14 protein-coding genes are annotated in these 12491 nt (G+C 63.0%); 9 read left to right on the forward strand and 5 right to left on the reverse strand.

The features are described from left to right. Window positions 1-26: 26 nt before the first annotated feature. From cbiB to CEW89_RS14670, 3 genes are read right to left on the reverse strand one after another with little or no spacing between them, the layout of a single operon-like run. Entirely contained in the window at window positions 27-929 is a 903-nt protein-coding gene (gene cbiB, locus CEW89_RS14660) for an adenosylcobinamide-phosphate synthase CbiB (protein ID WP_096806403.1), read from the reverse strand. Continuing rightward, entirely contained in the window at window positions 926-1885 is a 960-nt protein-coding gene (locus CEW89_RS14665) for a threonine-phosphate decarboxylase (RefSeq protein ID WP_096806404.1), read from the reverse strand. The genes cbiB and CEW89_RS14665 overlap by 4 nt, the downstream gene beginning before the upstream one ends. Then, window positions 1882-2289, reverse strand: coding sequence for a DUF1636 family protein (locus tag CEW89_RS14670; protein WP_096806405.1), 408 nt, complete (start codon window positions 2287-2289; stop codon window positions 1882-1884). Before CEW89_RS14670 ends, CEW89_RS14665 begins: the two co-directional genes overlap by 4 nt. Before the next feature lie 186 nt (window positions 2290-2475). Between CEW89_RS14670 and CEW89_RS14675 the strand changes: the two genes are divergently transcribed. After that, window positions 2476-2841 (forward strand): response regulator transcription factor, encoded by a 366-nt coding sequence (locus CEW89_RS14675; protein WP_096806406.1) that lies wholly within the window; start codon window positions 2476-2478, stop codon window positions 2839-2841. 12 nt (window positions 2842-2853) lie between these two features. Here the strand turns inward: CEW89_RS14675 and CEW89_RS14680 are convergent, their stop codons facing one another. After that, complete coding sequence (locus tag CEW89_RS14680) at window positions 2854-3828, reverse strand: glutathione S-transferase family protein (RefSeq protein ID WP_096807261.1); 975 nt, start codon at window positions 3826-3828, stop codon at window positions 2854-2856. 295 nt (window positions 3829-4123) lie between these two features. On the opposite strand from CEW89_RS14680, the gene CEW89_RS14685 reads away from it, so the two are divergent. The 8 genes from CEW89_RS14685 to CEW89_RS14720 all read left to right on the forward strand — a co-directional run bounded on the left by CEW89_RS14685 (window position 4124) and on the right by CEW89_RS14720 (window position 11228). After that, on the forward strand, window positions 4124-4342 hold the full coding sequence (locus tag CEW89_RS14685; RefSeq protein WP_096806407.1) for a DUF6732 family protein: 219 nt from the start codon (window positions 4124-4126) through the stop codon (window positions 4340-4342). A 4-nt stretch (window positions 4343-4346) separates the two neighbouring features. Continuing rightward, window positions 4347-5642: a sirohydrochlorin chelatase gene (locus CEW89_RS14690; protein ID WP_096806408.1), complete on the forward strand. Its 1296-nt coding sequence runs from the start codon at window positions 4347-4349 to the stop codon at window positions 5640-5642. A gap of 3 nt (window positions 5643-5645) precedes the next feature. After that, window positions 5646-6284: a precorrin-8X methylmutase gene (locus CEW89_RS14695; protein ID WP_096806409.1), complete on the forward strand. Its 639-nt coding sequence runs from the start codon at window positions 5646-5648 to the stop codon at window positions 6282-6284. Next, entirely contained in the window at window positions 6281-7477 is a 1197-nt protein-coding gene (cbiE, locus tag CEW89_RS14700; RefSeq protein ID WP_096806410.1) for a precorrin-6y C5,15-methyltransferase (decarboxylating) subunit CbiE, read from the forward strand. The genes CEW89_RS14695 and cbiE overlap by 4 nt, the downstream gene beginning before the upstream one ends. Then, window positions 7474-8190: a precorrin-2 C(20)-methyltransferase gene (gene cobI / locus CEW89_RS14705; protein ID WP_096806411.1), complete on the forward strand. Its 717-nt coding sequence runs from the start codon at window positions 7474-7476 to the stop codon at window positions 8188-8190. Before cbiE ends, cobI begins: the two co-directional genes overlap by 4 nt. Further along, entirely contained in the window at window positions 8181-10001 is a 1821-nt protein-coding gene (cobJ, locus tag CEW89_RS14710) for a precorrin-3B C(17)-methyltransferase (protein WP_096806412.1), read from the forward strand. Before cobI ends, cobJ begins: the two co-directional genes overlap by 10 nt. Next, entirely contained in the window at window positions 9998-10765 is a 768-nt protein-coding gene (cobM, locus tag CEW89_RS14715) for a precorrin-4 C(11)-methyltransferase (RefSeq protein ID WP_066707927.1), read from the forward strand. Before cobJ ends, cobM begins: the two co-directional genes overlap by 4 nt. Before the next feature lie 115 nt (window positions 10766-10880). Further along, on the forward strand, window positions 10881-11228 hold the full coding sequence (locus CEW89_RS14720) for a hypothetical protein (RefSeq protein ID WP_066707930.1): 348 nt from the start codon (window positions 10881-10883) through the stop codon (window positions 11226-11228). Here the strand turns inward: CEW89_RS14720 and CEW89_RS14725 are convergent, their stop codons facing one another. Continuing rightward, the gene (locus CEW89_RS14725) at window positions 11229-12407 is read right to left on the reverse strand and encodes a MalY/PatB family protein (protein ID WP_096806413.1); all 1179 of its coding nucleotides are present in this window, start codon (window positions 12405-12407) and stop codon (window positions 11229-11231) included. It abuts the gene before it with no gap. Between the last annotated feature and the right edge of the window lie 84 nt (window positions 12408-12491).

Raw genomic sequence — 12491 nt, forward strand, 5'->3', positions numbered from 1 at the left:
AGGGCACGATAGCGGGGCGCGCGGCGTCACGCAAATGACAGAACGGCGACGCAGATCAGGACAAAGGCCCAAGCGGCCCAGAGCCGCGCACAGGCGGCGTCGATGTCGCGGGGCGTGGCCTCGCGACCGTTCGGATTGACCCATGGATAGTCGCGCATTTCGCCGTGATAGGCGCGGGGACCGGAGAGCGCGACGCCAAGACTGCGCGACAAAGCGGCCTCGGGCCACCCGGCATTGGGCGACCGGTGCCGACGCGCCTCGGTGACGATCTCCCGCCAGAGCGACAGGGGCTTGCCCCATGGAAACAGCAAAAGCGCGGTCAGCCGCGCGGGGATCAGATTGAGCACATCGTCGAGCCTTGCCGCAGCCCAGCCGAACTCCCGATGCCGTTCTGTGCGATAGCCGATCATGCTGTCACCGGTGTTCACCACTTTATAAACGAGAATCCCCGGCAAACCCGCGACGAGGAACCAAAACGCAGGGGCGATCACCCCGTCGGAAAAATTCTCCGCCGCCGACTCGATGGCCCCGCGCGCCACGGCGGCTTCGTCCAGCTCTGAGGTGTCCCGACCGACGATCATCGACACGGCATAACGCCCCTCCGCCAGAGAGCGCTCCAAGCCGCGCGCCACGGCGTTCACATGCTCGACCAGCGATTTCTGCGCCAAAAGCACCGCACCGAGCAGGATTTCAACCAAGGGAATTTGCCGCAGCACAAGCCCCAGCGCCGCCGCCCCGATCACCAGCACGATCACCAAAAGAATGCCCTTGGCCTTGCGTGCCGCGCCGCAATTGAACCGCCGATCCGCCCCACCGATCAACCGCCCCATCAGCACCGCCGGATGCGGCACCCGGTCCCAAAGCCATTTCGGTTCCCCGAACACAGCGTCCAGCACCATGGCCAGACAAAGCGCCAGCGCGGTGCTCACAGCGCGTGCTCCAGAGCCGTTTCCAATTGCCCCCACCGATCCGACGGCGGAAAGCCAAGCCGCAACCAACGCCGGGAATAGGGAAAAAGCCGCGACCAGACATGATGCTCGGCCAGACGGGTTTGCACCATATGGGCATCGCCCACATCGTAAAGCCGGAACAGTGTCGTGCCACCCACAAGTTTCGCGCCTTTGCCTTCCATCATCTCGTCGAGACGCGCCGCATCCTGCGTCAGTCGGATTCGCGTGCGGATCGCCCACACCGGATCGTTCAACGCCGCCGTGCCGATGGCCAGCGCCGGTCCCGACACCGCCCATGGCCCGATCAGAGCGGCCAGACGGTCGATCAGATCCGGTGCGCCGATGGCAAAGCCGAGCCGCATCCCCGCCAGCCCCCAGAACTTGCCAAAGCTCTTGAGCACGATGGTGCGCCCGTCCCGGACCCGCGCGATATGGCTTTCTTCTGGTATGACGTCGCAGAAACTCTCGTCGATGATCGTCACGGGGGCGGTGAATTCCTCCTCCCGCCAGAGACGCCCGTCCGGGTTGTTCGGATGCACCGCGACCGCCACACTGGCTTTGCGCGTCGGGTCCGAGGTCATCACCTCCCAGCCCTGCGCCCCAAACGCCCCGGCATGTTCGTTATAGGTCGGCGGCTGGATCTCCACTCTGCCTTTCGGCCAGAGCGCAGGCAGGCGTGCAATCAGGCTCGACGCGCCCGGTGCGGCCAGCACGGCGGCGCCATGATGCACCTGCCAGAACCCGCGCGCCGCCTGCACCAGCGCATCCTGCGCTGCGGCATCCGGCAGTGCGGTCCAGGCGTTTGGCGGAATGTCGCCGATCGGATAAGGCGCCGGATTGATGCCTGTCGAGAGGTCGATCCAGCCGGATTTTTCTCCGCCCCAACGGGCCACCGCGGCATCCAGTCCGCCACCATGATCGCGCCGGTGACTCATGTCTCGTCATCCTTTTCGGTCGGCAAAGGCAGTTGGCGCGAGACGAAATGTCCCTTCACGCCCTGTGGCCAGTCGCGGAACGGCACCTGACCTGTGGCGGAGCCCGCATGCATCCGGGCATAGGCCACGATGGCTTCGGCATCCGCTTCGGTTCCGCCAAATATTCCAAGGGAATAGCCGATTTTGCCTTCGCCTTGCACGATCACGTTGCAGGCCCGCTCGCAGCCCATGGTGCAACTCACTCGTCGGGTTTTGATCCCGGCCGGGGCGGCACGGCGTTCGATGGCATCGGCCAGACGTGCGCCATCGGTCTGCGACTCACCGCGTTCCGCCCAGTCGGGGCGCTTGCAGCCTTCGCAAATCGTGATCCAGGTCGGTGCGGAAATGGGGGTGCTCTCTGTCATGCTTCGTGTTTTGCCGCAGCCTGTGCAGAGTGCAAGATAAAATCTTAGCTTTTTCCGCTGTGCTGCGGCGACGGACCCGATTGACCCTGTCGTTCATGCTTCGTTAGGGTGTTGTCGCGGATTCACACACATGCACATAGCGTTGAGCGGAGCAGCTTGCGGCAGGGGCCGAGGGCAATAAGAAACATGCAGGTATTGATCGTCGAAAGCAGCCCGGAGATCGGGCGTCTCTGGCAACGCCATCTGGAACGCCAGGGCATGTCCGTGTCCTTGGTTGCGGGGCAGGACGAGGCGCTTCAAAAACTGCAAACCACCGCGCCGGATCTGATCGTGCTCGATCTTGTTTTGGGCGATGGGTCGGCCTTCGCCATCGCCGATTATGCCAATTATCGCCACCCGGACACGCGCGTGATCTTCACCACCAATTCGAGTTTCTTCTCCGATGGCTCGATCTTCCAGCATGTTGCCAATGCCTGTGCTTTTCTGCCCAAGGAAGTCGACCCGGAGGACCTGACCGCCATGGTGGAGCATTACGGCAAGGCCGCGTCCTGAGTGATCGGGCGATCAGCCGCGCCCGTGCGGGGCGTCAAAGTCCAGATCGGGCGTGACCGGCACGATGCGGTTCGGGTTGATCGTGTCGTGGCTATAGTAGTAGTGCCGCACGATATGGTCGAAATGCGTCGTCTCACGCACGCCGGGCATCTGATAGAGCTCCCGCGTGTAGCCCCAGAGGTTCGGGTAATCCTTCAGCATCCGCCGATTGCATTTGAAATGCGAGTGATAGACCTTGTCGAACCGGATCAAGGTGGTGAACAGCCGCCAGTCGGCTTCGGTCACGCGGTCCCCGGTGAGGTAACGGTTTTCCGCAAGACGACCTTCGAGCCAGTCGAGACTGTCGAACAGCGGGCCGATGGCCTCGTCATAGGCTTCCTGCGTGGTGGCGAACCCGGCCTTGTAGACGCCGTTGTTGACCGTGTCGTAAATGCGGCTGTTCAGGGTGTCGATTTCCGTATGCAGGTCTTCGGGCCGGAAATCGAGCGTATTGCCGGTGATCCCGTCAAAGGCGGAATTGAACATGCGGATGATCTCGGCGGATTCGTTGGAAACGATGGTGTTCCGCGTCTTGTCCCAGAGCACAGGCACGGTCACGCGACCGGACATCTGCGGCTCCGCCTCGATGTAGATCTGGCGCAGGAAGCTCTTGCCCAAAAGCGTGTCGCCGGTCGCCCCGTCGAAATCCGTGTCAAAGGTCCAGCCGTCCTTGAGCATGTCCGGATGCACGACGGAGACGGAAATATGATCCTCAAGCCCTTTGAGCGCACGAAAGATCAGTGTCCGGTGCGCCCAGGGGCAGGCGTAGGAGACATAGAGGTGATAGCGCCCGCTCTCGGCCGCGAAGCCGCCTGTGCCCGAAGGCCCCGGCGCACCGTCCGGGGTGATCCAGTTGCGAAACTTTGTGGTGGTCCGCTGGAACCGGCCACCGGAGGATTTGGTGTCGTACCACTGGTCATGCCAGGTGCCGTCTTGCAGATAGCCCATCGCTGTCTCCTTTGTGTCTGTCTCCGACCTAATCGCTTCGGGCTTTTGTGCAAACAGGCCTGCGAGCGCATTGATGGTGCGCCAGCGCACATGTTCGCGCTGCGGTTGCGAAAGCATTTGCGTGTGCCGCTGCCCCTGCCTATACAGGTTTCATGACGACGTCCCGATACGGGACCAGAGAGGTTGGCAGTGGCGGATCGACCCATACCGGGGATCACGCGCAGCATCGTCAGACGTCCCAGCCTCCTTGAATTCACGACGGCCCATGATTTCGGGTCACAGACAAGGAAATGCCATGACCCGCAGTCTAGCACTCATCTTCACCCCGCTCGCCACCCCGGCGCTCGCGCATCCGGGGCATCTCGGCGAAATGGCCGGCCACAATCACTGGCTCGCCGGTGCGGCCATCGGGGCCGCCATCGCCATCGCGATCTGGGGCGCGATCAAGGGCAAGAAAGAAGACGAGGCCGAGGCGGCGGACGCCGAGGTCGAGGCCGAGCCGCAAGAGGCCTGATGCCATGAAAACCGGTGTGATGATTTGTGGCCATGGCTCCCGCAGCCAGGCCGCGGTGGACGAGTTTGCCGTTCTGGCAGAGAAACTCCCCGACTTGCTGCCCTCCGACTGGCTCGTGGACTACGGCTATCTCGAATTCGCCAACCCCGTGCTGCGCGACGGTCTCGACCGTCTGCGCGAGGCCGGGTGCGATCGTATCCTCGCCGTGCCGGGCATGCTCTTCGCCGCCATGCATGCGAAAAACGACATCCCGACGGTGCTCAACACCTATGCCGCCAAACACGGGATCGAAGTCTCCTATGGCCGTGAACTGGGTGTCGATCCCAAAATGATCGCCGCCGCCGCAGGTCGTGTGCAGGAGGCCGTGGATCGGGCCAATGCCGCTCTCGGCGAGATGCCCCTTCACGACACCTGTCTCGTGGTCATCGGGCGCGGTGCCTCCGACCCGGATGCCAATGCCAATGTCGCCAAGATCGCGCGTCTGCTCTGGGAGGGCATGGGGTTCGGCTGGTGCGAGATCGGCTATTCCGGCGTCACCTTCCCGCTGGTCGAACCCTGCCTGCAACATGTCGCCAGACTGGGCTACAAACGCGTCATCGTCTTCCCCTATTTCCTCTTCACCGGCATCCTGATCGACCGCATCTACGGCTTCACCGATCAGGTGGCGGCGGAATATCCCGACATTCAATTCGTCAAGGCGGGCTATCTCAACGACCATCCGAAGGTGCTTGAGACCTTTGCCGAACGGGTACTCGAACAGGATGGTGACATCCCCGTGCCGAATTGCGGCATTTGCCCCTATCGCACGCAGGTTCTTTCGGTCGAGGGCGAGGCCCCGCGCCGGATCACTCCCACCGAGCGCAGCGCCGATCTGTCGCGCTATGGCAAGGGCCATCCGGCGCTGAGCGAGGTGCCGCCGCCGACCTGTGTTCTCTGCAAATACCGCACCGAGGTGCTGGGTTTTGAGGCCGAGCTGGGCGCGGTGCAGGAAAGCCATCATCACCACGTCGAAGGGCAGGGCGCCTCCGCCCCGGGCTCCAACGTGGCCGATTGCGCGCTCTGCGACACGTTCTGCACGGGTCTGTGTCGGCTTGAGGTGGCGGATCGTCATCATGATCACCACGATCACCATCACGATCACCATCACCACCATGGCGATCACGGCCATCACCATCATCATGACCATCCGCATGATCACGGTCACCACCACCACGATCATGCCCATGATCACCACCACCCGGTCTATCCGCACGCCAATCACCCGCTCGGCCCCGAATCCGCGCGCAAACCCAAAGGCTGAGCCATGCGCCCTTATGAAAAGGACCCGCAGGCGATCTATGCCCAGAGTTTCGCGACCGTGCGGCGCGAGGCCCGGCTGGACCGGTTCGATCCCGGCATGGAGCGCCTCGCGATCCGCCTGATCCATGCCTGTGGCATGGTCGAGGTGGCGGACCGTCTCGCCTTCTCTCCGGGTGCCTATGCCGCCGGGCACGATGCGCTGACATCCGGCGCGCCGATCCTCTGCGATTGCGAAATGGCCGGGGCCGGGATCATCCGGCGCTATCTCCCGGCAGAGAACGAGGTGATCGTCACGCTCAACGCTCCCTCCGTGCCGGAACGCGCCAAAGAGATCGGCACCACCCGCTCCGCCGCCGCCGTCGATCTCTGGGAACCGCATCTCGAAGGCGCGGTGGTCGCCATCGGCAATGCCCCCACCGCGCTGTTCCACCTTCTGGAGCGGATCGAACAGGGTTTTCCGAAACCTGCCGTGATCCTTGGCTTCCCCGTCGGTTTCGTCGGTGCCGCCGAATCCAAGGCCGAGCTTGCCGCCAATTCGCGCGGTTGCGAGTTCATCGCGCTCCGCGGGCGGCGCGGCGGATCGGCCATCGCCTCCGCCGCCGTCAACGCGCTTGCCGTCGGTCTGCCGGAGATCGGCGAATGAGCGCGCCCTGGCTCCATGTCATCGGTATCGGCGACAACGGTCTCGACAGCCTCACCCCCGCCACCCGCGCCGTGCTTGAGGATGCCGAAGTGATCTTCGGCGCGGAGCGTCATCACGAGTTGACCGCGCCGCTCACTGCCGAACGCCGGGTATGGCCCTCGCCCTTCGATGCGCTGATCTCCGATCTGAAATCCCTGCGTGGGCGTCGCGTCGCCGTGCTCGCCACGGGCGATCCGCTTTGGTACTCGGTCGGTGCCCGGATCGGTCGCGAACTCGACCCTTCCGAAATCCTCTATCACCCACAGCTCTCCGCCTTCCAACTCGCCGCCTGCCGTATGGGCTGGTCGCTTGCCGATTGCGAAACCCTGACCATTCACGGGCGCCCGGCGGAGCAGGTTATTCCCTTCATTGCCGCGTCGCAGCAATTGCTGGTTTTGACAAAAGGATCAGAAAGCCCGTCAAAAATTGCGCAAATTTTGCGAGATCGGGGCTTTGCTCGCTCCCGCATGACGGTACTCGCGCATATGGGCGGAACAGAGGAGGCGCGCTTTGACGGCCTTGCCTCCGACTGGTCGCATGAGGTGCCGGAGTTCCACACGCTCGCCGTCGATCTGATTGCGGAAGAGGGCGCAACGCTGCTTCCTCGTTTCGGCCTCCCGGACCATGCCTTTGTCTCAGACGGCAACATGACCAAGCAAGAGGTCCGCGCCGTGACCCTCGCCAAACTCGGCCCGGTGCGCGGCGGTCTCCTCTGGGACATCGGTTGCGGCTCCGGCTCCGTCGCCATTGAATGGATGCGCGCCGCCCGCGATGCCCGTGCCATCGGTATTGAACACCGTGCCGACCGTCGCGCTTTGGCGGCACAGAACGCCTTGGCGCTTGGTGCCCCCGCGCTCAAACTCATCGACGCCAAAGCACCCGACGGCCTCGCCGATTTGCCCGCTCCCGATGCGGTGTTCATCGGCGGCGGCCTCACGCGTGAGGTGGCCGAGATTGCCCTCGCCGCGCTCAAGCCGCACGGGCGTCTCGTCGCCAATGCGGTGACGCTGGAGGGTGAGGCCATGCTCCTTGCGCTGCGCAGCGAACTTGGCGGCGAGCTTTCTCGCCTCTCGGTGTCCCGCGCCAAACCCGTCGGCAGCCTCTCGGGCTGGAAACCCTTCATGCCCGTCACGCAATGGAGCCTCACGAAATGACCGGAACACTCTACGGCGTCGGTCTCGGCCCCGGCGATCCCGAGTTGATGACCCTCAAGGCGGCGCGCCTCATTGGAGGCGCGAAAGTTATCGCCTATCCGACGCTCGCGGGAGGCAGCTCTTTCGCCCGCTCCATCGCGGCGGGTCACATCGTACCCGGTGTGCGCGAGATCGTCATGGACATTCCCATGACCGTCGACCGCGCTCCGGCGCAGGCCGCCTACGATCTCGGGGCCGTCGCCATCCGGGCCGAATTGGACGCCGGTCATGACGTGGTCGTGTTGTGTGAAGGCGATCCGTTTTTCTACGGCTCCTTCATGTATCTTTACGCGCGTCTGCGCGCCGATTATCCGGTCGAGGTGGTCCCGGGCGTCAGCTCCGTCATGAGTTGCGCCGCCGTCGCGGGCCTGCCGCTGGCCGCGCGCAACGAGGTGGTGACCATCATGCCCGCCCCGGAACTTGCCCGACGTTTGTCCGACACAAATCCGACGCAAATCCTACCGCCCTGTGACACGCTTGTGGTGATGAAACTCGGACGTCATCTCAAGGCCGTGCGGGCCGCGATAGAGGGGGCGGGTCTGATCGACAAGGCGATCTATATCGAACGCGCTTCGACGCCCGATGAATGCGTCATGCCGCTCTCTCAAGCGCCTGAAAAGGCACCGTATTTTTCCATGATCCTCATCGTGAAAGGGGCCGATCCATGGCTGTGACCCCTGTTGTCGTGGCGCTGAGCGCGTCTGGCGAGACAACCGCCGCAAAAATCGCCGCCGCTCTCGGCGCCGAGCTGCATGGACGGGAAGGCCGGACCAGCGCAAAGATAAGCTTTCCCAATGCCTTAGACCATGTGCGCGACCTCTTCGCAGCGGGTATTCCGGTGATCGGCGTTTGCGCCTCCGGCATCCTGATCCGCGCCGTCGCGCCGCTTTTGAACGACAAGACAACCGAGCCTCCAGTGATCTCCGTCTCCGATGACGGCTCCGTCGTTGTGCCGCTTTTGGGCGGCCATCGCGGTGCCAATCGTCTGGCGCAACAGATCGCGCAACTCCTTGATGCGAAAGCCGCAATCACCACCGCCGGAGACGTAGCACTTGGCATCGCACTGGACGAACCGCCCTTGGGCTATCGCCTTTCGAACCCCGAGAACGCCAAATCTGCCATGGCGGCGCTGCTGGCCGGGGAGGGGGTTTCCCTTGAGGGGGAGAACATTTTCGAGCTGACAGATCAGGGCGGGGAGGTGGTGTTGTCGGTGACCGAAACGCCTGACGCGCCGGGACCGAAACGCCTCGTCTATCATCCGCAACGCTACGCCCTCGGCGTCGGCTGCGCGCGCAATGCCGACCCGGAAGAGCTTTGGCAAAACGTCTCGGATATGCTTTCGGATCAAGAGGTTGCGCTTGGGGCGATTGCCTCGGTCAACACCATTGATCTGAAGGCGGACGAACCGGCGATGAATGTTTTGGCGACGCGGCTTGGCGTGCCTTTGCGGCTTTTCACGGCGGCGGAGCTGGAGATGCAAGCCGACCGTCTGGCCAATCCGTCGGAGGTCGTTTTCGCCGAAGTCGGCTGTCACGGCGTCGCGGAAGGCGCGGCGCTGGCGGCGGGTGGAACGCTGTTTGCGGAAAAGCGCAAGACGGCGAACACGACTTGTGCGCTGACCCGGTCGGAGGTGCCTCTCACCACGCTGAAAGGCCGCGCCAGAGGTCGGCTTTCGGTCGTCGGCATCGGGCCGGGACAGGCGAGCTGGCGCACGCCGGAAGTGTCGAAATTGATCTCGGAAGCCGAAGAACTGGTCGGTTATGGCCTTTATATTGATCTTCTGGGTTCGCTCGCCGCCGGCAAAATCCGCAGCGATTTTCCGCTGGGCGGCGAAGAGGATCGCTGCCGTTACGCGCTTGAGCAAGCGGCGCAAGGCAAGAATGTCGCGCTGGTCTGCTCCGGCGATGCGGGGATTTACGCCATGGGCGCGCTGGTCTTCGAGTTGCTCGCTCGCAAGCCGGAAGAGCATGGTGTCTCCGATGCCGCACGGCGGGTCGAGGTCATCTGTTCGCCGGGCGTGTCGGCGCTGCAAGGCGCTGCGGCGCGGGCCGGGGCGCCCTTGGGCCATGATTTCTGCGCGATCTCTCTGTCGGACTTGCTGACCCCGCGCGACGACATCCTGCGCCGCCTCAAAGCCGCCGCCGAGGGCGATTTCGTCATCGCCTTCTACAATCCCGTCTCGAAAAAGCGCCGCACGATCCTGGCCGAAGCGCGAGAGATCTTGTTGAAACACCGCCCGGCGGACACGCCCGTCATGCTGGCTTCGAACCTCGGGCGCTCGACGGAACATGTCCGCTACCGGCGTCTCGATGCGCTTGAGGTCGATGAGGTGGACATGCTGACCGTCGTGCTGGTCGGGTCGTCCAACACACGTTTGGCGCATCTTGGCGAAGGCCCAAGGATGTTCACGCCGCGCGGTTATGCCCGCCGCATCGACGGCGATTTGCAAGGCGTCGGCAACCGCCATCTGGAGGACATGCAATGACGGTCTATTTCATCGGAGCAGGCCCCGGCGATCCGGAGCTTTTGACGAAAAAGGCGGAGCGGATCATCGGTCAATGTCCGGTCTGTCTTTACGCCGGGTCTCTGGTGCCGCTGGAGGTCGTGGCTTGTGCGCCGGAGGGCGCGCGGGTGCTTGATACGGCCCCTATGACGCTCGATGAAACCCACGCTGAAATCAAAATGGCACAGGAAAACGGATTTGATGTTGCGCGTGTGCACAGTGGAGATCCTTCCCTGTACGGGGCCATTGCTGAACAGATCCGCCGTTTGCGCGCCGATGGCATTCCCTATGAGATCATTCCCGGTGTCCCCGCCTATGCCGCGGCGGCGGCGGCGCTGGGGCAGGAACTAACCATCCCGGAGATCGCGCAGAGCATCGTTCTGACGCGGGTCTCGATGAAGTCGACGTCGATGCCAAAAGGTGAAACGCTTGAAAATTTTGCGCGCACCGGCGCAACGCTGGCCATTCATCTCGGCATTCGCAACCTGCGCGAGATCGAGCGTCAGCTTGCACCCTACTATGGTGCGGACTGTCCGGTGGCGGTGGCGTACCGGGTCGGCTGGCCGGATCAGGTGTTGATCCGGGGCTCGCTTTCGGACATCCACGAAAAGGTTCGCGCTGCAAAGATCACGCGCACGGCGCTGATTCTCGTCGGGCCTGCGCTTGGCGAAGTGGCGGAGTTCAAAGACTCTGCGCTTTACGATCCGGCCATGCCGCATGTCTTGCGGCCCCGGGTGAAAGGGTGATCTGCGGCAATCGGGTGACGTTTGGCCCTCAGGCACGAAACTGCCGTTAATGTTAACTTGACGCAAACCAATCCAGTGCCATCCTTATCGCAGAACGACCGTCACGGAGGATGACATGACCGATGTTTTGCCGAAAGAGGTGCTTGAGGGGCTTGAACTTGCCCGCAAACGTGACCTGAAGAAGCGGTCGCGGCTCCGGGTGAAGGTCGGGGATGCGACCTATCCGATCCTGCGAACATGGGACAATGGCTTTGCTCTGGACCGGGACAATGCCGATCATTTGCGTGGCTTGGTCGATGTGTTCGACGGGTCGAAACATCTCTATCAGGCGCTGATCGTGGCCTCCAAGGAAGAGGATCACGAGATGAGTTTCGAGTTCAAGCGCGCCACATGTGCCACGGACAAGCCGCCTCTGGATTACGACCGGCCCGATGACGCGCCGGTCGCGCTTTTGCCCCGCTGATCACTGAAGATCGCTGAACGCCTCCTTGAGGCGGGAACAGGCGGTCTCGACAAGGCTGCGTGGGGTGGCGAGGTTGAACCGCAGGTAGAGCTCGCCACCCTTGCCGAAAGTCGGCCCATGGTTCGGCGCGATATGTGCGGTTTTCTCGACCCGCGCGGTGAATTCTTCGCGCGACATGCCGGTGCCGGAAAAATCCACCCAAGCCAGATAGGTGGCTTCCAGAGGCATGGAGGTCAGGCCGGGGATGTCCGCGATGGCAGCATCGAAAATCTGGCGGTTGCCATCGAGATAGGCGACCAGCTCGTCGACCCAGGCGGCCCCTTCCGGGCTATAGGCGGCGGTGGCCATTTCAAGGCCGAAAGAGTTCGCGGAAATGCCGAGGGCCGCCATGCGGGAGCCGAATTTTGCCCGCAATGTCTCGTCGGCGATGATCACATTGCCCGAATGCGTCCCGGCGATGTTGAAGGTCTTCGTCGTCGCCGACATCATGATCAGCCGGTCTGCGATGCCCTCGATCAGGGCCATCGGCGTGTGGGTGTGACCGGGCATCACCAGATCGTGGTGAATTTCGTCGGAGACCAGAATGAGGTCATGGCGTTTGCAGAACGCGGCCACGCCCTCCAGCTCTACACGGGTCCAGACGCGCCCGCCGGGATTGTGCGGCGAGCAGAGGATCAGCATCTTTTCCGTGCCGGTCATCTGCGCATCCCAGGCGTCGAAATCCATGACGTATTTGCCGTCTTCGAGCGCCAGAGGACATTCGACGACCTCGCGCCCGGCGGCTTTGATCACCCGGCTGAACGCATGATAAACGGGTGTCATAAGGACAACCCCGTCGCCGGTCTTGGTAAACGCATCGACGCATAGCGCCGTGCCGTTCACCAAGCCATGGGTGGTGAAAATCCATTCGGGCACGATCTCCCAACCATGGCGATTTTTCATCCACCATTGAATGGCGGCGTGATACTCGCGCTCATCGCCGAAATAGCCATAGACCCCATGCGCAGTCATGTTCTCCAGTGCTTTCTGCACCACGGCAGGCGGGTGGAAATCCATATCCGCGACCCACATGGCGATGCCGTCCTCGGCGGGGACGCCATAGATCTTTTCCATCATATCCCATTTGGCGCAATGGGTGCCGAAGCGGTTGATGATCGGGTCGAACAGCGGATTGGTCATGGAAGGCTCCCTGAAATCATTGTCCGCGAGCCTAATCGCCCCCTTGGCCGAAGGAAAACCGAAAATCCTGCAGATGGGGCTGCG

Source organism: Celeribacter ethanolicus, assembly GCF_002407265.1.
In the GTDB taxonomy this organism is placed as follows: Bacteria; Pseudomonadota; Alphaproteobacteria; order Rhodobacterales; family Rhodobacteraceae; genus Celeribacter; species Celeribacter ethanolicus.